This is a genomic window from Pseudomonas sp. GW821-FHT03A09 (genome assembly GCF_059421065.1).
Map to the genome: position 1 here is coordinate 117,439 of NZ_JBWKUX010000001.1, position 21,097 is coordinate 138,535.

At 56.9% G+C, this 21,097-nt stretch carries 22 protein-coding genes; all 22 read left to right on the forward strand.

The window, feature by feature from the left end; genetic code table 11:
* Window positions 1-375: 375 nt before the first annotated feature.
* The 22 genes from rpmH (at window position 376) to AC07V4_RS00675 (ending at window position 21,081) form a co-directional block, all read left to right on the forward strand.
* Window positions 376-510, forward strand: a complete 135-nt coding sequence (gene rpmH, locus AC07V4_RS00570; protein ID WP_003213577.1) for a 50S ribosomal protein L34 — start codon at window positions 376-378, stop codon at window positions 508-510.
* 16 nt (window positions 511-526) lie between these two features.
* Window positions 527-931 (forward strand): ribonuclease P protein component, encoded by a 405-nt coding sequence (rnpA, locus tag AC07V4_RS00575; protein ID WP_492635296.1) that lies wholly within the window; start codon window positions 527-529, stop codon window positions 929-931.
* Window positions 924-1,169 (forward strand): membrane protein insertion efficiency factor YidD, encoded by a 246-nt coding sequence (yidD, locus tag AC07V4_RS00580; RefSeq protein ID WP_003213574.1) that lies wholly within the window; start codon window positions 924-926, stop codon window positions 1,167-1,169. The genes rnpA and yidD overlap by 8 nt, the downstream gene beginning before the upstream one ends.
* A 2-nt stretch (window positions 1,170-1,171) precedes the next feature.
* Window positions 1,172-2,854, forward strand: coding sequence for a membrane protein insertase YidC (gene yidC / locus AC07V4_RS00585; RefSeq protein WP_492635205.1), 1,683 nt, complete (start codon window positions 1,172-1,174; stop codon window positions 2,852-2,854).
* A 79-nt stretch (window positions 2,855-2,933) separates the two neighbouring features.
* On the forward strand, window positions 2,934-4,304 hold the full coding sequence (mnmE, locus tag AC07V4_RS00590; RefSeq protein WP_492635204.1) for a tRNA uridine-5-carboxymethylaminomethyl(34) synthesis GTPase MnmE: 1,371 nt from the start codon (window positions 2,934-2,936) through the stop codon (window positions 4,302-4,304).
* A gap of 541 nt (window positions 4,305-4,845) precedes the next feature.
* Window positions 4,846-6,738, forward strand: coding sequence for a tRNA uridine-5-carboxymethylaminomethyl(34) synthesis enzyme MnmG (gene mnmG, locus AC07V4_RS00595; RefSeq protein WP_492635203.1), 1,893 nt, complete (start codon window positions 4,846-4,848; stop codon window positions 6,736-6,738).
* Window positions 6,735-7,379, forward strand: a complete 645-nt coding sequence (rsmG, locus tag AC07V4_RS00600) for a 16S rRNA (guanine(527)-N(7))-methyltransferase RsmG (protein WP_071494728.1) — start codon at window positions 6,735-6,737, stop codon at window positions 7,377-7,379. The genes mnmG and rsmG overlap by 4 nt, the downstream gene beginning before the upstream one ends.
* A gap of 18 nt (window positions 7,380-7,397) precedes the next feature.
* On the forward strand, window positions 7,398-8,195 hold the full coding sequence (locus AC07V4_RS00605) for a ParA family protein (RefSeq protein WP_016978715.1): 798 nt from the start codon (window positions 7,398-7,400) through the stop codon (window positions 8,193-8,195).
* Between the two features lie 9 nt (window positions 8,196-8,204).
* Window positions 8,205-9,077, forward strand: a complete 873-nt coding sequence (locus AC07V4_RS00610) for a ParB/RepB/Spo0J family partition protein (RefSeq protein ID WP_431749216.1) — start codon at window positions 8,205-8,207, stop codon at window positions 9,075-9,077.
* A 148-nt stretch (window positions 9,078-9,225) separates the two neighbouring features.
* Window positions 9,226-9,633, forward strand: a complete 408-nt coding sequence (locus tag AC07V4_RS00615; RefSeq protein WP_010565865.1) for a F0F1 ATP synthase subunit I — start codon at window positions 9,226-9,228, stop codon at window positions 9,631-9,633.
* A gap of 16 nt (window positions 9,634-9,649) precedes the next feature.
* Window positions 9,650-10,519, forward strand: coding sequence for a F0F1 ATP synthase subunit A (gene atpB / locus AC07V4_RS00620; protein ID WP_024078254.1), 870 nt, complete (start codon window positions 9,650-9,652; stop codon window positions 10,517-10,519).
* 133 nt (window positions 10,520-10,652) lie between these two features.
* Window positions 10,653-10,910: a F0F1 ATP synthase subunit C gene (gene atpE, locus AC07V4_RS00625; protein ID WP_002555987.1), complete on the forward strand. Its 258-nt coding sequence runs from the start codon at window positions 10,653-10,655 to the stop codon at window positions 10,908-10,910.
* Between the two features lie 56 nt (window positions 10,911-10,966).
* Window positions 10,967-11,437, forward strand: coding sequence for a F0F1 ATP synthase subunit B (locus AC07V4_RS00630; protein WP_492635202.1), 471 nt, complete (start codon window positions 10,967-10,969; stop codon window positions 11,435-11,437).
* Window positions 11,438-11,449: 12 nt separating this feature from the next.
* Window positions 11,450-11,986 (forward strand): F0F1 ATP synthase subunit delta, encoded by a 537-nt coding sequence (locus AC07V4_RS00635; protein WP_492635201.1) that lies wholly within the window; start codon window positions 11,450-11,452, stop codon window positions 11,984-11,986.
* Between the two features lie 21 nt (window positions 11,987-12,007).
* Entirely contained in the window at window positions 12,008-13,552 is a 1,545-nt protein-coding gene (gene atpA / locus AC07V4_RS00640; protein WP_003177064.1) for a F0F1 ATP synthase subunit alpha, read from the forward strand.
* Window positions 13,553-13,602: 50 nt separating this feature from the next.
* Window positions 13,603-14,463 carry a F0F1 ATP synthase subunit gamma gene (gene atpG / locus AC07V4_RS00645; RefSeq protein WP_492635200.1) on the forward strand — a complete coding sequence of 287 codons (861 nt, stop codon included), beginning with the start codon at window positions 13,603-13,605 and terminating at the stop codon, window positions 14,461-14,463.
* 27 nt (window positions 14,464-14,490) lie between these two features.
* A complete protein-coding gene (gene atpD, locus AC07V4_RS00650) occupies window positions 14,491-15,867 on the forward strand; it encodes a F0F1 ATP synthase subunit beta (RefSeq protein WP_015886645.1) in 1,377 nt (458 codons plus the stop codon).
* Window positions 15,868-15,911: 44 nt separating this feature from the next.
* Window positions 15,912-16,328 carry a F0F1 ATP synthase subunit epsilon gene (locus AC07V4_RS00655; protein WP_431752986.1) on the forward strand — a complete coding sequence of 139 codons (417 nt, stop codon included), beginning with the start codon at window positions 15,912-15,914 and terminating at the stop codon, window positions 16,326-16,328.
* A 122-nt stretch (window positions 16,329-16,450) separates the two neighbouring features.
* Complete coding sequence (glmU, locus tag AC07V4_RS00660; RefSeq protein WP_492635199.1) at window positions 16,451-17,818, forward strand: bifunctional UDP-N-acetylglucosamine diphosphorylase/glucosamine-1-phosphate N-acetyltransferase GlmU; 1,368 nt, start codon at window positions 16,451-16,453, stop codon at window positions 17,816-17,818.
* A 228-nt stretch (window positions 17,819-18,046) separates the two neighbouring features.
* Window positions 18,047-18,814, forward strand: coding sequence for a DeoR/GlpR family DNA-binding transcription regulator (locus tag AC07V4_RS00665; RefSeq protein ID WP_492635198.1), 768 nt, complete (start codon window positions 18,047-18,049; stop codon window positions 18,812-18,814).
* A 10-nt stretch (window positions 18,815-18,824) separates the two neighbouring features.
* Complete coding sequence (gene glmS / locus AC07V4_RS00670) at window positions 18,825-20,657, forward strand: glutamine--fructose-6-phosphate transaminase (isomerizing) (protein ID WP_492635197.1); 1,833 nt, start codon at window positions 18,825-18,827, stop codon at window positions 20,655-20,657.
* Between the two features lie 70 nt (window positions 20,658-20,727).
* On the forward strand, window positions 20,728-21,081 hold the full coding sequence (locus AC07V4_RS00675; RefSeq protein ID WP_492635196.1) for an avidin-fold protein: 354 nt from the start codon (window positions 20,728-20,730) through the stop codon (window positions 21,079-21,081).
* The last annotated feature ends 16 nt before the right edge of the window (window positions 21,082-21,097 follow it).

Below are 21,097 nucleotides of genomic sequence, written 5' to 3' on the forward strand. Positions count from 1 at the left end.
CCTGTGGATAACAACCCATTCCACACACAGCTTATCCGACAGCGCAGCACAGGGAGAGCACCGTTTTCCCCCGTAGTTGTCATTCTCTGTACATCAGGCAGAACCTGGGCTCAAGGTAGTTATCCACAGATGAACCGCTACCTAGCTTTTATAAGCTTTACAGAAAAGCTTTAAATACCTTCCTTCTTTATTTTTATATCTATGCCACTCGAGGCGGAAGCCCGATGGGGAGAAAAGCACCCTTTGACCTGTAGAGATCTAAATAAAGGAAAAGCTGGTTGGAAATTGACCTAGAGGCTTGCTTTCTCTAGAATCGCCGGTCTCTTAAAACGGGGGCCATTCCGGCCCGTTGTGGACGAACCAGGTAACAACGCCATGAAACGTACTTTCCAACCAAGCACCATCAAACGCGCCCGCACTCACGGTTTCCGTGCTCGCATGGCTACCAAGAACGGCCGTGCTGTCCTGTCGCGTCGCCGCGCCAAAGGTCGTGCGCGTCTGGCAGTTTGATAATCCGGTACTGGTGGTGAGTCAGGACTTCAGTCGGGAAAAGCGTCTGCTAACACCCCGGCATTTCAAGGCAGTCTTTGACTCCCCCACCGGCAAGGTTCCGGGGAAAAATCTCCTGCTCCTTGCGCGTAACAACGATCTGGATCACCCCCGCCTCGGCTTGGTGATCGGCAAGAAGAGCGTAAAGCTCTCCGTTGAGCGCAATCGCCTCAAGCGTCTGATGCGCGAATCGTTTCGCCTCCACCAGGACACTCTGGTTGGTTGGGATATTGTTATCGTCGCGCGCAAAGGCTTGGGGGATGTAGAAAACCCCGAATTGATTCAGCATTTCGGCAAGCTCTGGAAACGTCTGGCGCGTACCAACAAGCCAACACCAACAGTCAGCACCGAAACTGTAGGGGTAGACAGCACCCATGCGTAAACTGGCCCTCGTTCCGATCCAGTTTTATCGCTATGCCATTAGTCCTCTGATGGCCAACCACTGTCGTTTCTACCCCAGTTGTTCCTGCTACGCGTTAGAGGCCATAGAAAATCATGGTCTTCTGCGCGGTGGCTGGCTGACCTTTCGTCGTTTAGGTCGCTGTCATCCGTGGAATCCCGGTGGTTATGACCCGGTTCCACCTATCCCTACCTCCCGTTCTTCTTCGATGGCCGAGTAATCATGGATATTAAACGCACAATCCTGATCGTCGCCCTGGCAATTGTGTCCTACGTCATGGTCCTCAAGTGGAACCAAGACTACGGCCAGGCTGCCCTGCCGACTCAGAATGTTGCTACCAACCAGGCTGCGCCGGCTATTCCGGACACCCCGTTGGGTAACAATGCGTCCGCGAGTGCCGATGTTCCCAGCGCGAATGGCGAGACAAGCGCCCCTTTAGAAACGCCAGTGGTCACTAACAAAGACCTCATCCACGTAAAAACGGATGTGCTCGACCTGGCTATCGACCCACAAGGTGGTGATATCGCGCAGTTGAAACTGCCGCTGTATCCACGTCGTCAAGACCATCCGGATGTTCCGTTCCAACTGTTCGATAACGGTGGTGAACGTACTTATCTGGCGCAAAGCGGCCTGACCGGCACCAATGGTCCGGATGCGCGTGCTACCGGTCGTCCGATTTACTCGACCGAACAGAAGACTTATCAACTGGCTGATGGCCAGAACCAGTTGAACGTCGACCTGAAATTCAGCCTCGACGGCGTCAATTACATCAAGCGTTTCAGCTTCACCCGTGGTTTGTACGACTTGAAGGTCACTTACCTGATCGACAACGAAAGCGACAAAGCATGGACCGGCAACCTGTTTGCCCAGCTCAAGCGTGACAACAGCGCCGATCCTTCTTCCAGCACCGCCACCGGCACCGCGACTTACTTGGGCGCAGCCCTGTGGACAAGTAGCGAGCCGTACAAAAAAGTGTCGATGAAAGATATCGACAAGGGCGCGCTTAAAGAAACCGTCCAGGGCGGCTGGGTTGCCTGGTTGCAACACTACTTCGTGACCGCTTGGATCCCGAACAAGGGTGAAGCCAACCTGGTTCAAACCCGCAAAGACAGCCAAGGCAACTACATCATTGGTTTCACTGGCCCGGCGTTGACCGTTGCGCCAGGCGCCAAGGCTGAAACCAGTGCCACTCTGTACGCCGGCCCGAAAAGCCAAGCCGTGTTGAAAGAGTTGTCCCCAGGTCTGGAACTGACTGTGGACTACGGCATTCTGTGGTTCATTGCCCAGCCGATCTTCTGGCTGCTGCAACATATCCACAGCATCGTCGGTAACTGGGGCTTCTCGATCATCTTCTTGACCATGCTGATCAAAGGGATCTTCTTCCCTCTGTCGGCAGCTAGCTACAAGTCGATGGCCCGCATGCGTGCCGTTGCACCGAAACTGGCCGCGTTGAAAGAACAGCATGGCGATGACCGTCAGAAAATGTCGCAAGCCATGATGGAGCTGTACAAGAAAGAGAAGATCAACCCACTGGGTGGATGCTTGCCGATTCTCGTGCAGATGCCGGTGTTCCTGTCGCTGTACTGGGTACTCCTGGAAAGCGTGGAAATGCGCCAGGCTCCATTCATGCTGTGGATAACTGACCTGTCGATCAAAGACCCGTTCTTTATCCTGCCGATCATCATGGGCGCGACCATGTTTATCCAGCAGCGTCTGAACCCGACTCCACCGGACCCGATGCAGGCCAAGGTAATGAAAATGATGCCAATCATCTTCACCTTCTTCTTCCTGTGGTTCCCGGCTGGTCTGGTTCTGTACTGGGTAGTCAACAACGTGTTGTCGATTTCCCAACAGTGGTACATCACTCGTAAAATCGAAGCGGCTACCAAAAAAGCTGCGGCGTAACTTACTCTGTGGATAACCACTCAAGACGCCCCCTAGTGGGGCGTTTTGCTTTCCGTCACTTTTGTTCTGGAACCTGCTGATGAGCGCTCCTCGTGAAACCATCGCTGCTGTCGCTACCGCTCAAGGTCGCGGCGGTGTCGGTATCGTTCGAATTTCCGGGCCACTTGCGGGCGTAGCGGCGCGGGCCATCAGCGGTCGAGAGTTGAAACCGCGCTATGCCCATTACGGCCAGTTCCTGGACGCTGACAAAAGTGTGTTGGATGAAGGCCTGGCCATCTACTTTCCGGGGCCGAATTCCTTTACCGGTGAAGATGTCCTGGAATTGCAGGGCCATGGTGGTCCGGTCGTACTGGATATGTTGCTGCAGCGCTGCCTGCAATTGGGTTGCCGACTGGCGCGACCAGGGGAATTCAGTGAGCGGGCATTCCTCAATGACAAGCTCGACCTGGCCCAGGCGGAAGCCATAGCCGACTTGATCGAGGCGAGTTCCGCGCAGGCTGCGCGTAATGCATTGCGCTCGCTCCAAGGTGCATTTTCCCTGCGTGTGCATAACCTGACCGAGCAACTGATCAGCCTGCGCATCTACGTCGAGGCCGCGATTGATTTTCCAGAAGAGGAAATCGACTTTCTCGCCGATGGCCATGTCTTGGCAATGCTCGATAAAGTCCGTGATGAGTTATCCACCGTGCTACGTGAGGCAGGGCAGGGAGCACTATTGCGCGACGGTATGACGGTTGTGATTGCCGGCAGGCCCAATGCGGGCAAATCCAGCCTGCTGAACGCACTGGCTGGCCGTGAAGCCGCGATCGTGACCGAGATTGCCGGCACCACCCGGGATATCTTGCGTGAACATATCCACATCGATGGCATGCCGTTGCATGTGGTCGACACTGCCGGTCTGCGCGATACCGATGACCAGGTTGAAAAAATCGGTGTGGAACGCGCGCTTAAAGCCATCAGTGAAGCAGACCGCGTGTTGTTGGTGGTGGATGCAACCGCACCCGAAGCGGCGGACCCTTTTGCCTTATGGCCAGAGTTTCTCGAGCAGCGACCGAACCCGGCCAAAGTGACCTTGATTCGCAACAAGGCCGACCTGACGGGCGAAGCCATTAACGTGGAAACCTGTGAGGATGGCCACGTCACCATCAGCCTGAGTGCGAAGTCGGCTGGCGAGGGGCTGGAGTTGCTGAGGGACCATCTCAAGGCCTGTATGGGCTATGAGCAGACTTCGGAGAGCAGCTTCAGCGCACGTCGTAGGCACTTAGAGGCGCTGCGGCACGCCAGCGCGGCACTGGAGCACGGCCGGGCTCAATTGACCTTGGCGGGCGCAGGAGAATTGTTGGCCGAAGACTTGCGACAGGCACAGCAGCTTTTAGGTGAAATCACGGGTGCATTCAGCTCCGATGACCTGCTGGGCCGGATCTTTTCCAGCTTCTGTATCGGTAAATAGACTCCCGTTGTTCACAGACAGGCCATCAGTGCCTGTCTGTTCTTCCTGATTCAACCCACTGACTGAGAGATCACCAAGACATTGGAGGCTTTCGCGTGGCCGCAATTTGGCTGGATTCACGAATTTCTGTGGATTAAGCCCTGTGAATAACCGCAGCTGTGCCCAGTTGATAACAGGGCCTGAAACCTGAGTAAAAACCCATCTGTGGATAAGCACCTGTTTAATCCACAGGCTTAAAGCACTTATCCAAGGGACTCATTGGCACATGACCACAGGGTTTTGAATCGCTGTACACAACGTAATTTAAAGCTTACAGAACGTTATCCACAGAAAGGTTGCTCAGTAGAAATAAACATAAAAACAAAGATTTAATAAATATCTCTCTTTTAATTTCTATTGTCTGTGATTCATCCACAGCTGGTTAAATTTTGTGCAAAGGGTTCTTTAGGAAGGGCTAAGTCCCTATACTTGCCGCTATAGCTCTAAAACTCTTTCAACAAACAATTCCTGATTACCTACATAAGCAGGCACGAGGTGCGTGGTGGATTTCCCTTCCCGTTTTGAAGTGATCGTCATCGGCGGCGGTCATGCCGGTACCGAGGCAGCACTGGCGTCAGCACGCATGGGCGTAAAAACCCTGTTGTTGACGCATAACGTGGAAACCCTCGGCGCCATGAGTTGCAACCCTGCCATTGGTGGGATCGGCAAAAGCCATTTGGTCAAAGAAATCGACGCCCTTGGCGGCGTAATGGCCATGGCTACCGATAAGGGTGGTATTCAATTTCGCGTGCTCAACAGCCGCAAAGGCCCGGCCGTACGTGCTACACGGGCTCAAGCCGACCGCATCCTGTACAAGGCAGCGGTACGTGAAACCCTGGAAAACCAGCCGAACCTGTGGATATTTCAACAAGCCGCGGATGACCTGATCGTCGAGCAGGACCAGGTACGTGGTGTTGTCACTCAAATGGGCCTGCGTTTCTTCGCAGAATCCGTGGTGTTGACCACCGGTACGTTCCTCGGCGGACTTATCCACATCGGCATGCAGAACTATTCTGGTGGTCGCGCCGGTGATCCGCCGTCGATTGCCTTGGCAAAACGCCTGCGTGAATTGCCGCTGCGTGTAGGCCGCCTGAAAACCGGGACCCCGCCGCGTATCGACGGGCGTTCTGTGGATTTCTCGGTGATGACCGAACAAGCCGGTGACACGCCAATCCCAGTGATGTCGTTCATGGGGTCCAAAGAACAGCACCCGAAACAGGTCAGTTGCTGGATTACCCACACCAACGCCCGCACCCACGAAATCATTGCCGCGAACCTCGACCGTTCGCCGATGTATTCCGGTGTAATCGAAGGTATCGGCCCACGTTATTGCCCATCGATCGAAGACAAGATCCACCGCTTTGCCGACAAGGAGAGCCACCAGGTCTTCATCGAACCGGAAGGTTTGACCACTCACGAGCTGTACCCGAACGGAATTTCCACTTCGTTGCCGTTCGACGTGCAAATCCAGATCGTGCAATCGATTCGTGGTATGGAAAACGCACACATCGTGCGGCCGGGCTACGCCATCGAATACGACTATTTCGACCCGCGCGACCTGAAGTACAGCCTGGAAACCAAAGTGATCGGCGGTCTGTTCTTCGCTGGCCAAATCAACGGCACCACCGGTTACGAAGAGGCCGGCGCCCAAGGTTTGTTGGCCGGGACCAACGCAGCATTGCGTGCACAGGGCAAAGACAGCTGGTGCCCGCGTCGCGATGAAGCGTATATCGGTGTACTGGTTGACGATCTGATTACCCTGGGTACCCAGGAACCGTACCGGATGTTTACCTCCCGGGCGGAATACCGTCTGATCCTGCGTGAAGACAACGCTGACCTGCGCCTGACCGAAAAAGGCCGCGAGCTGGGCTTGGTCGATGACGTGCGTTGGGCTGCATTCTGCAAAAAGCGCGAAAGCATCGTGCTGGAAGAGCAGCGTCTGAAAAGTACTTGGGTTCGCCCGGGCACCGAGCAGGGCGACGCCATCGCTGAAAAATTTGGCACGCCGCTGACCCATGAATACAACTTGCTGAACCTGCTGTCCCGTCCGGAAATCGACTACGCTGGTCTGGTCGAGGTGACAGGTCAGGGCGCAGAAGACCCACAGGTTGCGGAGCAGGTCGAAATCAAGACCAAATACGCCGGTTACATCGACCGCCAGCAGGACGAGATCGCTCGTCTGCGCGCCAGTGAAGATACTAAGTTGCCTGCGGATATCGATTACACCGGGATTTCCGGCCTGTCGAAAGAAATCCAAAGCAAACTGGGGATAACTCGCCCGGAAACCCTGGGCCAGGCTTCACGTATCCCCGGCGTCACCCCGGCAGCGATTTCGCTGTTGATGATTCATTTGAAAAAACGCGGCGCGGGCCGTCAGTTGGAGCAAAGCGCTTGAGTTCGTTGGTCACCTCGCAACACGCCGAAGAGTTATCCACAGGTGCACGCCAGTTGGGCGTCGACCTGACCCCGGCCCAGCACGAATTGCTGTTGGGCTACCTGGCCCTGTTGATCAAATGGAACAAGGCCTACAACCTGACCGCTGTACGTGATCCGGACGAAATGGTCTCGCGTCATCTGCTCGACAGTTTGAGTGTGATGCCGTTTATCGAAAACGGTCGTTGGCTCGACGTCGGCAGTGGTGGCGGCATGCCTGGCATCCCGCTGGCCATCCTGTTTCCAGAGTCGCAAGTGACCTGCCTGGACAGCAACGGCAAGAAAACCCGCTTCCTGACCCAGGTCAAACTCGAACTCAAGCTGGATAACCTGCAAGTTATCCACAGTCGCGTCGAAGCCTTCACGCCTGAACAGCCTTTCAACGGAATTGTGTCCCGGGCGTTCAGCAGCATGGAGAATTTCAGCAACTGGACTCGCCACCTTGGCGACCGCGACACCCGCTGGCTGGCAATGAAGGGCGTCCATCCAAGCGATGAGCTGTTAGCATTGCCGGCAGACTTCCACCTCGATAGCGAACACGCCTTGGCCGTACCCGGTTGCCAAGGCCAACGCCATCTGCTGATACTGCGCCGCACGGCATGATTGGGAACACAAGCAAGAATGGCTAAGGTATTCGCGATAGCGAACCAGAAAGGTGGCGTGGGCAAAACCACCACCTGCATCAACCTCGCAGCATCGCTGGTTGCCACCAAGCGCCGGGTGCTGTTGATCGATCTCGATCCACAGGGCAACGCCACCATGGGTAGCGGTGTGGATAAACACGGCCTGGAAAACTCGGTTTACGACTTGCTGATCGGCGAGTGCGACCTGGCCCAGGCCATGCACTATTCCGAACACGGTGGTTACCAACTGCTGCCGGCCAACCGCGATTTGACCGCGGCGGAAGTGGTGCTGCTGGAAATGCAGATGAAAGAAAGCCGTCTGCGCAGCGCCTTGGCGCCGATTCGCGAGAACTACGACTACATTTTGATCGACTGCCCACCGTCTCTGTCGATGTTGACGTTGAACGCGCTGGTGGCTGCCGACGGGGTCATTATCCCCATGCAGTGCGAGTACTACGCGCTGGAAGGGTTGAGCGATCTTGTGGATAACATCAAGCGGATCGCCGAATTGTTGAATCCGAACCTGCAGATCGAAGGTCTGTTGCGCACAATGTTCGACCCGCGGCTGAGCCTGATGAACGATGTATCGGCACAGCTCAAGGAACACTTCGGCGATCAGTTGTACGACACCGTGATCCCACGCAACATCCGTTTGGCCGAAGCGCCAAGCTATGGCATGCCCGCGCTGGCGTATGACAAATCCTCGCGTGGCGCGATTGCCTATCTGGCACTGGCTGGCGAGATGGTTCGCCGTCAACGCCGCAACTCACGCACCGCTGCAGCCCAGCCAACTTAAGGAATCCCCATGGCCGTCAAGAAACGAGGTCTCGGACGTGGACTGGATGCACTGTTGAGTGGTCCGACCGTCACAGCGCTTGAAGAACAAGCGGTGCAGGCCGACGAACGCGAGCTGCAGCACTTGCCGCTGGACCTGATCCAGCGCGGCAAATACCAGCCTCGCCGGGACATGGACCCCCAGGCGTTGGAAGAACTGGCCAACTCGATCAAGGCCCAGGGCGTGATGCAGCCGATCGTGGTGCGCCCCATCGGTGGTGGCCGTTTTGAAATCATTGCCGGTGAACGCCGCTGGCGCGCCAGTCAGCAGGCTGGCAAGGACACCATCCCGGCGATGGTGCGCGATGTGCCGGATGAAACCGCCATTGCCATGGCGTTGATCGAAAATATCCAGCGCGAAGATCTCAACCCGATCGAAGAAGCGATCGCCTTGCAGCGTTTGCAGCAGGAATTCCAGCTGACCCAGCAACAGGTGGCCGAGGCGGTGGGTAAATCCCGCGTCACGGTTTCCAACTTGCTGCGCCTGATCGCGCTGCCGGAAGTCATCAAGACCATGTTGTCCCACGGTGACCTGGAGATGGGTCACGCCCGTGCCTTGCTCGGATTGCCGGAAAATCAACAGGTTGAAGGGGCGCGACACGTTGTCGCACGGGGTCTCACCGTTCGTCAGACCGAGGCGCTGGTTCGTCAGTGGCTCAGCGGCAAACCTGCACCGGTCGAAACAGCCAAACCTGATCCGGATATTGCGCGCCTCGAGCAGCGCCTGGCCGAGCGCCTGGGCTCTGCGGTGCAAATTCGCCACGGCAAGAAAGGCAAAGGGCAATTGGTCATCGGATATAACTCACTTGATGAGCTTCAGGGCGTCCTTGCCCACATCCGTTGAAACATTTGCTTATGTAGCGTGCGATCGGAAAACACTACCCGACAGTTGAATAGGGGCAGAACCGCCCCTATACTCTGCGCGCATTTTGTCGGCACAAATTATGCCAAGTTATTGATTCTCGGCAGCCGACCATTGAGGAGCAAGAGTGATGGAAACCCGCACGCCAAACACGTTGCCGTTCCATCGCTTGGCCGTTTTTCCGGTTTTATTGGCTCAATTTGTCATTTTGCTGATCGCCGCATTGGCGCTTTGGTATTGGCATGGAGTCGTTGCCGGATATTCAGGACTCTGCGGAGGCCTGATAGCCTTGCTGCCCAATATGTACTTTGCTCACAGGGCCTTTCGGTTTTCCGGCGCCCGAGCAGCCCAGGCTATCGTCCGGTCATTTTATGCCGGCGAGGCGGGGAAACTGATTTTGACGGCAGTGCTGTTCGCACTGACCTTTGCAGGTGTGAAGCCATTGGCGCCGCTGGCTGTATTCGGCGTCTTCGTGTTGACCCAACTGGTCAGCTGGTTCGCTCCCCTGCTAATGAAAACAAGACTTTCGAAACCTTAGGGCGTTTGAGGCAACCATGGCAGAAACAACCGCTTCGGGCTATATCCAGCACCACTTGCAGAACCTGACCTTCGGTCAGCTTCCCAACGGCGGCTGGGGCTTCGCCCACACCGCAGCAGAAGCCAAAGAGATGGGGTTCTGGGCTTTCCACCTGGATACTCTGGGCTGGTCGGTCGCACTGGGCCTGATCTTTGTCCTGATTTTCCGCATGGCGGCGAAAAAGGCTACTTCCGGTCAGCCAGGTGCTTTGCAGAACTTCGTTGAAGTATTGGTCGAATTCGTCGATGGCAGCGTGAAAGACAGCTTCCATGGCCGTAGCCCGGTGATTGCACCGCTGGCACTGACCATCTTCGTCTGGGTGTTCCTGATGAACGCCGTCGACCTGGTACCGGTCGACTGGATTCCTCAACTGGCCATCCTGATCTCCGGCGATCACCACATCCCATTCCGTGCAGTTTCCACCACGGACCCTAACGCCACCCTGGGCATGGCCCTGTCGGTGTTCGCGTTGATCATTTTCTACAGCATCAAGGTCAAGGGCATCGGCGGCTTCATCGGCGAACTGACCCTGCACCCGTTCGGCAGCAAGAACATCTTCGTTCAAGCCCTGCTGATCCCGGTGAACTTCCTGCTGGAGTTCGTGACCCTGGTTGCCAAGCCGATTTCCCTGGCCCTGCGACTGTTCGGCAACATGTATGCCGGCGAGCTGGTGTTCATTCTGATCGCTGTGATGTTCGGCAGCGGTCTGCTCTGGCTTAGCGGCCTGGGCGTGGTTCTGCAGTGGGCGTGGGCTGTGTTCCACATCCTGATCATCACCCTGCAGGCCTTCATCTTCATGATGCTGACCATCGTCTACCTGTCGATGGCGCACGAAGAGAACCATTAAGACCGGTCTCGACTAGTCTGATGTCCTTCCCGGTAACACGGGAAGGTGGCCCTAGCGGGCTATGAAACGATTTGTTTTACCGCTTTAAAATCTAAAAAACCTAAACCATACGACGTAAAAGTCGGGAGGAAAGATGGAAACTGTAGTTGGTCTAACCGCTATCGCTGTTGCACTGTTGATCGGCCTGGGCGCCCTGGGTACTGCCATTGGTTTCGGCCTGCTGGGCGGCAAATTCCTGGAAGGCGCAGCGCGTCAGCCAGAAATGGTTCCAATGCTGCAAGTTAAAATGTTCATCGTCGCCGGCCTGCTCGACGCCGTGACCATGATCGGCGTTGGTATCGCTCTGTTCTTCACCTTCGCGAACCCTTTCGTTGGTCAACTCGCTGGCTAATCACTCGAATTTTCGAGTGATTAGGGTGATGGACAACGAATGAGCGAGGTGTTGGCGTGAACATTAATGCAACCCTGATTGGCCAATCCGTTGCGTTCTTCATTTTTGTAGTGTTTTGCATGAAGTTCGTGTGGCCTCCGGTCATCGCGGCTTTGCACGAACGTCAGAAGAAGATCGCGGACGGTTTGGACGCTGCCACCCGTGCAGCTCGCGACCTGGAGTTGGCCCAAGAGAAAGCGGGTCATCAACTGCGCGAAGCTAAGGCACAGGCAGCTGAAATCATTGAGCAAGCCAAGAAACGCGGTAACCAGATCGTCGAAGAGGCTGTTGAAAAAGCCCGCGTCGAAGCTGACCGTGTGAAGGCTTCGGCTCATGCCGAGATCGAACAGGAACTGAACGGCGTCAAAGACGCGCTGCGTGCCCAACTGGGTGCTCTGGCGGTCGGCGGTGCTGAGAAGATCCTCGGTGCCACAATCGATCAAAACGCGCACGCGGAGCTGGTTGACAAACTGGCTGCTGAAATTTAAGCGAGGGCGATCATGGCAGAACTGACCACGTTGGCCCGACCTTACGCCAAGGCAGCCTTCGAGCACGCCCAGGCCCACCAGCAACTGGCCTCTTGGTCAGCCATGCTCGGCCTGGCTGCAGCGGTGTCGCAAGACGACACCATGCAGCGCGTGCTCAAGGCCCCGCGCCTGACGAGCGCAGACAAGGCCGCCACTTTTATTGAAGTGTGCGGCGACAAGTTTGATGTGAAGGCACAGAACTTCATCAATGTCGTTGCCGAAAACGACCGTCTCCCGCTTTTGCCGGAGATTTCTGCTCTGTTCGACCTGTACAAGGCCGAGCAAGAGAAGTCGGTAGACGTTGAAGTGACCAGTGCTTTCGCATTGAACCAAGAACAGCAAGACAAACTCGCCAAGGTTCTCAGTGCACGACTCAACCGGGAAGTGCGCCTGCATGCTGCGGAGGATGCATCCCTGATTGGGGGTGTTGTCATTCGCGCCGGCGACCTGGTTATCGATGGCTCGATTCGCGGCAAAATCGCGAAACTTGCCGAAGCATTGAAATCTTGAGTTTGAAGGGGCAGCAGAGCAATGCAGCAACTCAATCCTTCCGAAATAAGTGAAATTATCAAGGGCCGCATCGACAAGCTCGATGTGACCTCCCAAGCCCGTAACGAAGGCACTGTCGTCAGCGTATCTGACGGCATCGTGCGGATTCACGGTCTGGCCGACGTCATGTACGGCGAGATGATCGAGTTTCCGGGCGGCGTCTACGGTATGGCCCTCAACCTGGAGCAAGACTCCGTAGGTGCCGTTGTATTGGGCGCGTACACCAGTCTGGCTGAAGGCATGAGCGCCAAGTGCACAGGCCGCATCCTGGAAGTTCCGGTTGGTAAGGAACTGCTGGGTCGCGTAGTCGACGCACTGGGTAACCCTGTTGACGGTAAAGGTCCACTGGGCAACACCGAGACCGACGCGGTCGAGAAAGTTGCTCCAGGCGTGATCTGGCGTAAGTCGGTAGACCAGCCTGTACAGACTGGCTACAAGGCTGTCGATGCCATGATCCCAGTCGGCCGTGGCCAGCGTGAGCTGATCATCGGTGACCGTCAGATCGGTAAAACCGCTCTGGCGATCGACGCGATCATCAACCAGAAGAACAGCGGCATTTTCTGCGTCTACGTAGCTATCGGTCAGAAACAATCGACCATCGCCAACGTGGTTCGCAAGCTGGAAGAAAACGGCGCCCTGGCCAACACGATCATCGTGGCTGCCAGTGCTTCGGAATCTCCTGCGCTGCAATTCCTGGCACCGTACTCCGGTTGCACCATGGGTGAATTCTTCCGCGACCGCGGTGAAGACGCGCTGATCGTTTATGACGATCTGTCCAAGCAAGCAGTGGCTTACCGCCAGATTTCCCTGCTGCTGCGCCGTCCACCAGGCCGTGAAGCTTACCCAGGCGACGTGTTCTATCTCCACTCCCGTCTGCTGGAGCGCGCATCCCGCGTTTCGGAAGAGTACGTAGAGAAGTTCACCAACGGCGCAGTAACCGGCAAAACCGGTTCCCTGACCGCACTGCCGATCATCGAAACCCAGGCTGGCGACGTTTCCGCGTTCGTTCCGACCAACGTGATTTCCATCACCGACGGTCAGATCTTCCTGGAATCGGCCATGTTCAACTCGGGCATCCGCCCTGCAGTGAACGCCGGTGTTTCGGTATCCCGTGTGGGTGGTGCCGCTCAGACCAAGATCATCAAGAAGCTGTCCGGTGGTATCCGTACCGCCCTGGCTCAGTACCGTGAACTGGCGGCATTCGCCCAGTTCGCTTCTGACCTGGACGAAGCGACCCGTAAGCAACTTGAGCATGGTCAGCGCGTTACCGAGCTGATGAAGCAGAAGCAATACGCCCCAATGTCGATCGCTGACATGGCGTTGTCGCTGTATGCCGCTGAGCGTGGGTTCCTGACCGACGTTGAAATCGCCAAGGTCGGCAGCTTTGAACAAGCGCTGATTGCTTACTTCAACCGCGATCACGCCGAATTGATGGCGAAGATCAACGTGAAGGGTGACTTCAATGACGATATCGACGCTGGCATGAAAGCCGGTATCGAGAAGTTCAAGGCCACCCAAACCTGGTAAGCCGCAGCGGGAGCCGCAAGGCTCCCGCTTGCTAACCTGATAGGTGTTACATGGCAGGCGCAAAAGAGATTCGCAGTAAGATTGCGAGCATCAAAAGCACGCAAAAAATTACCAGCGCCATGGAAAAAGTGGCGGTCAGCAAAATGCGCAAGGCACAAATGCGCATGGCTGCTAGCCGTCCTTATGCGGAGCGTATCCGCCAGGTAATTGGGCATTTGGCCAACGCCAACCCGGAATACCGCCACCCGTTCATGATCGACCGCGAAGTTAAGCGCGTTGGTTATGTGGTTGTGAGCAGTGACCGTGGTTTGTGCGGTGGTTTGAATACCAACCTGTTCAAGGCCCTGGTCAAGGACATGGCGGTAAACCGCGAAAAGGGCGTCGAGATCGATCTGTGTGTTGTTGGTAGCAAGGGTGCGGCCTTTTTCCGTAACTTCGGCGGTAACGTCGTTGCAGCTATCAGCCACCTGGGTGAAGAGCCGTCGATCAATGATTTGATCGGCAGTGTGAAGGTGATGCTGGATGCGTATCTGGAAGGCCGGATTGACCGCCTGTCCGTGGTATCCAACAAGTTCATCAACACCATGACCCAGCAGCCAACCGTGGAGCAATTGATTCCACTGGTGGCGACTCCGGATCAGGAACTCAAGCACCACTGGGACTACCTCTACGAACCAGACGCCAAAGAGCTGCTTGACGGCTTGATGGTGCGCTACGTGGAGTCGCAGGTGTACCAGTCGGTGGTCGAGAACAACGCAGCTGAACAAGCGGCGCGGATGATCGCGATGAAAAACGCTACCGATAACGCCGGTGATCTGATCAGCGATTTGCAGCTGATCTACAACAAGGCGCGTCAGGCTGCGATCACCCAAGAGATCTCGGAAATCGTCGGCGGCGCTGCCGCGGTTTAACGGTTCAAATATTCAGAGGATCCAGCTATGAGTAGCGGACGTATCGTTCAAATCATCGGCGCCGTTATCGACGTGGAATTTCCACGCGACAGCGTACCGAGCATCTACAACGCGCTGAAAGTACAAGGCGCGGAAACCACCCTGGAAGTTCAGCAGCAGCTGGGCGACGGTGTGGTTCGTACCATTGCGATGGGTTCCACCGAAGGCTTGAAGCGCGGTCTGGACGTTGTCGACACTGGCGCTGCCATCTCCGTACCGGTCGGTAAAGCGACCCTGGGCCGGATCATGGACGTACTGGGCAACCCGATCGACGAAGCTGGCCCGATCGACACCGAAGAGCGTTGGGGCATTCACCGCCCAGCACCTTCGTTCGCCGAGCAAGCTGGCGGCAACGACCTGCTGGAAACCGGCATCAAGGTTATCGACCTGGTTTGCCCGTTCGCCAAAGGCGGTAAAGTGGGTCTGTTCGGTGGTGCCGGTGTAGGCAAGACCGTAAACATGATGGAACTGATCCGTAACATCGCCATCGAGCACAGCGGTTATTCCGTGTTCGCCGGTGTGGGTGAGCGTACTCGTGAGGGTAACGACTTCTACCACGAGATGAAGGACTCCAACGTTCTGGACAAAGTGGCACTGGTTTACGGTCAGATGAACGAGCCGCCGGGAAACCGTCTGCGCGTAGCACTGACTGGCTTGACCATGGCCGAGAAGTTCCGTGACGAAGGTAACGACGTTCTGCTGTTCGTCGACAACATCTACCGTTACACCTTGGCCGGTACTGAAGTATCCGCACTGCTGGGCCGTATGCCTTCGGCAGTAGGTTACCAGCCGACCCTGGCTGAAGAGATGGGCGTTCTGCAAGAACGTATCACTTCGACCAAAGAAGGTTCGATCACCTCGATCCAAGCGGTATACGTACCTGCGGATGACTTGACTGACCCGTCGCCTGCGACCACCTTCGCCCACTTGGACGCCACCGTCGTACTGTCCCGTGACATCGCTTCCCTGGGTATCTACCCAGCGGTCGATCCACTCGACTCGACTTCGCGCCAGCTGGACCCGAACGTGATCGGTCAGGAGCACTACGACACCGCTCGCGGCGTTCAGTACGTGCTGCAGCGTTACAAAGAACTGAAGGACATCATTGCGATCCTGGGTATGGACGAGCTGTCGGAAACCGACAAGCAGTTGGTATCCCGCGCTCGTAAGATCCAGCGCTTCTTGTCGCAGCCGTTCTTCGTGGCTGAAGTCTTCACCGGTGCTTCGGGTAAATACGTTTCCCTGAAAGACACCATTGCTGGCTTCAAAGGCATCCTCAACGGTGACTACGACCACCTGCCAGAACAAGCGTTCTACATGGTCGGCGGCATCGAAGAAGCGATCGAGAAAGCCAAGAAACTGTAATCCAGGCGCCCGGCAACGGGCGCTCATCAGGTTGAGGCAATCAGATGGCTATGACAGTCCATTGCGATATCGTCAGCGCGGAAGGGGAAATCTTCTCCGGTCTGGTCGAGATGGTAGTAGCGCACGGCGAACTGGGTGATCTTGGTATCGCTCTGGGTCACGCTCCGCTGATCACCAGCTTGAAGCCAGGTCCGATCACGCTGACCAAGCAAGGCGGGGAACGCGAGGTGTTTTACATCTCCGGTGGTTTCCTGGAAGTTCAGCCGAACATGGTCAAGGTACTTGCCGACACCGTGCAACGCGCTGGCGACCTGGATGAAGCCTCCGCTCAGGAAGCCGTCAAGGCTGCCGAGAAGGCCCTGCACGAAAAAGGCGCGGATTTCGACTACAGCGCTGCTGCTGTACGTCTGGCCGAGGCTGCAGCTCAGCTGCGCACGCTCCAGCAGATCCGCAAGAAGTAAGCGGCCACGCCGCCATGCTTCATGCGTGATTGATTAAAAAGGGTAGCCTCGGCTACCCTTTTTCTTTTTTGCAAAACACTTCTTTGGTCTGAACTCGGACCGCCCAGGATTGGTAGCCATTCATGTCTCTTGAAATCGTCATTCTCGCCGCAGGCCAGGGCACCCGCATGCGTTCGGCGTTGCCAAAGGTGCTGCACCCGGTTGCCGGCAACTCCATGCTGGGTCATGTTATCCACAGCGCCCGGCAACTCGACCCGCAACGCATTCACGTCGTCATTGGCCATGGTGCCGATGTGGTCCGTGAACGCCTTGCCGCGGACGATCTGAATTTCGTATTGCAAGACAAACAACTCGGCACCGGTCACGCCACTGCGCAAGCCGTGCCATTCATCACCGCCGATACCGTATTGATCCTTTACGGTGATGTACCACTGATTGAAGTAGAAACCTTGCAACGCCTGCTCAAGCACGTTGTGCCTGGCCAGATGGGCCTGCTGACGGTTGAACTGGACGACCCCACCGGCTACGGACGCATCGTGCGCAACGCCGACGGCAAGGTCGTAGCCATCGTTGAGCATAAGGATGCCAGTGAAGCCCAGCGCGCCATCACCGAAGGCAACACTGGCATTCTCGCGGTCCCGGCCAATAAGCTCGCCGACTGGATGAGCCGCCTGTCCAACAACAACGCCCAGGGTGAGTACTACCTCACCGACGTGATCGAAATGGCCGTCAGCGATGGCCTGCTGGTCGCCACCGAGCAACCCCACGACCCGATGGAAGTGCAGGGTGCCAACGACCGCAAGCAACTGGCCGAGCTGGAGCGTCACTACCAACTGCGCGAAGGCCTGCGCCTGATGGCCCAGGGTGTGACCCTGCGCGACCCGGCACGCTTCGATGTGCGTGGTGAAGTTACGGTGGGTCGCGACGTGTTGATCGATATCAACGTGATCCTGGAAGGCCGCGTGGTTATTGAAGACGACGTGGTGATTGGTCCGAACTGCGTGATCAAGGACAGCACTTTACGCAAAGGTGTGGTGATCAAAGCCAACAGCCACCTCGATGGCGCCGTGATGGGCGAGGGCAGTGATGCAGGACCGTTTGCGCGTTTGCGCCCTGGCAGCGTGCTGGAGGCCAAGGCCCATGTGGGTAACTTTGTTGAACTGAAAAACGCCCACCTGGGCGAGGGTGCCAAAGCCGGTCATCTGACCTACTTGGGTGATGCGGTCATCGGCGCGCGCACCAACATCGGTGCTGGCACCATTACCTGCAACTACGATGGCGCGAACAAGCACCAAACCGTATTGGGTGAAGACGTGTTTATCGGTTCCAACAATTCGCTGGTTGCGCCAGTAAAGGTAGGCGATGGCGCCACTACGGCGGCGGGTTCCACCATCAATCAGGATGTGGATAACTTGCAGCTCGGTGTAGCTCGCGCCCGCCAGCGCAATATCGACGGTTGGAAACGCCCGGTCAAAATCAAGAAGACCTGAGTTATCCACAATTTATTTGGCTGACGCCTACTCCTGTGGGAGCTGGCTTGCCTGTGATAGCGGTCGACATGCAACAAAGATGTCGCCTGATAACCCGCTATCGCAGGCAAGCCAGCTCCCACATTTAGTGTGTGGTTGCCCAAAAATTTTGCTCGTCCCGCTTGACGATCTTTCGCTAATAGGTTTTGATTGCCTTCGTTATCTTTCGAGACGAAACTTATCATCACCATGTCGAAACGAAATACTCCCCAACGACGCCACAACATCCTGACCTTGCTCAATGAACAGGGCGAAGTCAGCGTGGACGAATTGGCCAAGCATTTCGAAACGTCGGAAGTGACTATCCGCAAGGACCTCGCTGCCCTCGAAAGTAACGGCTTGTTGCTGCGCCGCTACGGGGGCGCAATCACCATGCCCCAGGAACTGGTGGGCGACGCTGCCCAGCCCATTTCGGCCTACAAGCGCGCTATCGCCCGTGCGGCCGTGATGCGCTTGCGTGAACACGCACGCATCATCATCGACAGCGGCAGTACGACGGCCGCGATGATTCCAGAACTGGGCCACCAGCCTGGGTTGGTAGTAATGACCAACTCCCTCAACGTGGCCCGTGCCTTGAGTGAGTTGGAACACGAGCCGGTGCTGTTGATGACCGGTGGCACCTGGGACCCGCATTCGGATTCGTTCCAGGGCCAAGTCGCCGAGCAAGTGCTGCGTTCCTATGATTTTGACCAGTTGTTCATCGGTGCCGACGGCATCGACCTGGAACGTGGCACCACCACCTTCAACGAATTGCTGGGCCTGAGCCGCGTCATGGCCGAGGTCGCCCGTGAAGTGGTGGTAATGGTCGAATCCGACAAGATCGGCCGCAAGATTCCCAACCTGGAACTGCCTTGGAGCAGCGTCCATACCCTCATTACCGATGATCGCCTGCCGCCTGAGGCCCGCGACCAGATCCAAGCCCGCGGCATTACGCTGATATGCGCGGCAGTCATCTAGGAGAAACACCATGTGTGGAATTGTTGGCGCAGTCGCTGAACGCAACGTTACTGCCATCCTGATCGAAGGCCTCAAGCGCCTGGAATACCGCGGCTATGACAGCGCCGGCGTGGCGGTTTTCACCAACGCCGGCAAGCTGGAGCGCATGCGTCGCCCGGGCAAGGTCAGCGAGTTGGACCAAGCATTGGCCGGCGAGCCGCTGGTGGGTCGCCTGGGTATCGCCCACACCCGCTGGGCCACTCACGGTGCGCCGTGCGAACGCAACGCGCACCCGCACTTCTCCGGTGACCTGGCGGTTGTGCACAACGGCATCATCGAAAACCACGAAGTGTTGCGTGAACAGCTCAAGGGCCTGGGTTACGTATTCACCTCGGACACCGACACCGAAGTCATCGCCCACCTGCTGAACCACAAACTCAAGGACCACAGCGACCTGACCACCGCCCTCAAGGCCACGGTCAAGGAACTGCATGGTGCTTATGGCTTGGCCGTGATCAGCGCCAGCCAGCCTGATCGCGTAGTGGCTGCTCGTAGTGGCAGCCCGCTGGTGATCGGCCTGGGCCTGGGTGAAAACTTCCTGGCATCCGACCAACTGGCCCTGCGTCAGGTCACCGACCGCTTCATGTACCTGGAAGAAGGCGATATCGCCGACATTCGCCGTGAAAGCGTGCAGATCTGGGACATCAACGGTCAATCCGTCGAGCGCGAAGCCGTGCAATACCGCGACGGTGCCGAAGCCGCTGATAAGGGCGAGTTCCGCCACTTCATGCTCAAGGAAATTCACGAGCAGCCGTCTGTGGTGCAACGCACCCTGGAAGGTCGCCTGAGCCAGAACCAAGTGCTGGTCAATGCCTTCGGCCCGCAGGCTACCGAGCTGTTCGCCAAAGTGCGCAATGTGCAGATCGTTGCCTGCGGCACCAGCTACCACGCCGGTATGGTTGCCCGTTACTGGCTGGAAGAACTGGCCGGTATCCCGTGCCAAGTCGAAGTCGCCAGTGAGTTCCGCTACCGCAAGGTGGTGGTGCAGCCTGACACTCTGTTTGTGACCATCTCCCAGTCCGGCGAAACTGCCGACACCCTGGCTGCCCTGCGCAATGCCAAGGAACTGGGCTTCCTAGGCAGCCTGGCAATCTGCAACGTCAGCATCAGTTCCCTGGTACGTGAATCCGACCTGACCCTGCTGACCCAAGCCGGTCGCGAAATCGGTGTGGCATCCACCAAAGCCTTCACTACCCAACTGGTTGCCTTGCTGCTGCTGACCCTGTCCCTGGGGCAAGTGCGCGGCACCCTCGCCGAGGGCGTTGAAGCCACCCTGGTGGAAGAACTGCGCCGCCTGCCTACCCGCCTGGGCGAAGCCCTGGCGATGGACGGCACTGTGGAGAAAGTCGCCGAGCTGTTCGCCGATAAGAATCACACCCTGTTCCTCGGCCGTGGTGCGCAGTACCCGGTGGCGATGGAAGGCTCGCTGAAGCTCAAGGAAATCTCCTATATCCACGCCGAAGCCTACCCAGCCGGTGAACTGAAACACGGCCCATTGGCCCTGGTGGATGACGACATGCCCGTCGTTACCGTCGCGCCTAACAACGAACTGTTGGAGAAGCTCAAATCCAACCTGCAGGAAGTGCGCGCCCGTGGCGGCCAGTTGATCGTGTTCGCTGATGAGAAAGCCGGTATGAGCAACGGTGAGGGTACCCACGTCATCAACATGCCGCACATCCACGACACCCTGTCGCCGATCCTCTACACCATCCCGCTGCAGCTGCTGTCGTACTACGTGGCCGTGCTCAAAGGCACCGACGTTGACCAGCCGCGCAACCTGGCGAAGTCGGTGACGGTGGAGTAACCCGCCCAGCGCCTGGAGGTCCAAGACTTCCAGGCGCTTTGCTTGCACTCGACGAAAGGACACGGCATCGATGCAAACTTCTTTTTCCCAGATCAGCGAGCGTTTGAACGATCGCCGGTTTGCAGTCGCAAGTAACTCCCACGGCCTTTCCGGCTCTGGTACGGTCTTTCATTACCTCGTCGAAGGTGATGCCATTTCGAGCACCTACCAAGGTGGCCGAATCTTTATCGGCCAACAAGGCCCCAACACCATTGAACTTCTTTTCCAATGCCTGACCACGGAGAGTGAGCTGCTGTCCGGCTGGTCTCGCGGTACGGTTGGGGTCGATCACGCCGGGCGTACCACGCTCGCCTTTGAGTGGGGATGGTTGTCGGGTGCTACAGGTGGTGGGGAGTCCCGCTACGTCGAGTTGATAGCCGGATAACCACCTCTTGTCGGTT

Bases quoted from the DNA above. Each gene is read 5' to 3' on its own strand.
- atpD (WP_015886645.1), top strand. From the start codon at position 14,491: ATGAGTAGCGGACGTATCGTTCAAATCATCGGCGCCGTTATCGACGTG.
- glmS (WP_492635197.1), top strand. From the start codon at position 18,825: ATGTGTGGAATTGTTGGCGCAGTCGCTGAACGCAACGTTACTGCCATC.
- AC07V4_RS00605 (WP_016978715.1), top strand. From the start codon at position 7,398: ATGGCTAAGGTATTCGCGATAGCGAACCAGAAAGGTGGCGTGGGCAAA.
- mnmE (WP_492635204.1), top strand. From the start codon at position 2,934: ATGAGCGCTCCTCGTGAAACCATCGCTGCTGTCGCTACCGCTCAAGGT.
- AC07V4_RS00610 (WP_431749216.1), top strand. From the start codon at position 8,205: ATGGCCGTCAAGAAACGAGGTCTCGGACGTGGACTGGATGCACTGTTG.
- AC07V4_RS00665 (WP_492635198.1), top strand. From the start codon at position 18,047: ATGTCGAAACGAAATACTCCCCAACGACGCCACAACATCCTGACCTTG.
- AC07V4_RS00675 (WP_492635196.1), top strand. From the start codon at position 20,728: ATGCAAACTTCTTTTTCCCAGATCAGCGAGCGTTTGAACGATCGCCGG.
- AC07V4_RS00615 (WP_010565865.1), top strand. From the start codon at position 9,226: ATGGAAACCCGCACGCCAAACACGTTGCCGTTCCATCGCTTGGCCGTT.
- rpmH (WP_003213577.1), top strand. From the start codon at position 376: ATGAAACGTACTTTCCAACCAAGCACCATCAAACGCGCCCGCACTCAC.
- glmU (WP_492635199.1), top strand. From the start codon at position 16,451: ATGTCTCTTGAAATCGTCATTCTCGCCGCAGGCCAGGGCACCCGCATG.
- atpE (WP_002555987.1), top strand. From the start codon at position 10,653: ATGGAAACTGTAGTTGGTCTAACCGCTATCGCTGTTGCACTGTTGATC.
- AC07V4_RS00655 (WP_431752986.1), top strand. From the start codon at position 15,912: ATGGCTATGACAGTCCATTGCGATATCGTCAGCGCGGAAGGGGAAATC.
- yidC (WP_492635205.1), top strand. From the start codon at position 1,172: ATGGATATTAAACGCACAATCCTGATCGTCGCCCTGGCAATTGTGTCC.
- atpG (WP_492635200.1), top strand. From the start codon at position 13,603: ATGGCAGGCGCAAAAGAGATTCGCAGTAAGATTGCGAGCATCAAAAGC.
- atpA (WP_003177064.1), top strand. From the start codon at position 12,008: ATGCAGCAACTCAATCCTTCCGAAATAAGTGAAATTATCAAGGGCCGC.
- AC07V4_RS00635 (WP_492635201.1), top strand. From the start codon at position 11,450: ATGGCAGAACTGACCACGTTGGCCCGACCTTACGCCAAGGCAGCCTTC.
- atpB (WP_024078254.1), top strand. From the start codon at position 9,650: ATGGCAGAAACAACCGCTTCGGGCTATATCCAGCACCACTTGCAGAAC.
- yidD (WP_003213574.1), top strand. From the start codon at position 924: ATGCGTAAACTGGCCCTCGTTCCGATCCAGTTTTATCGCTATGCCATT.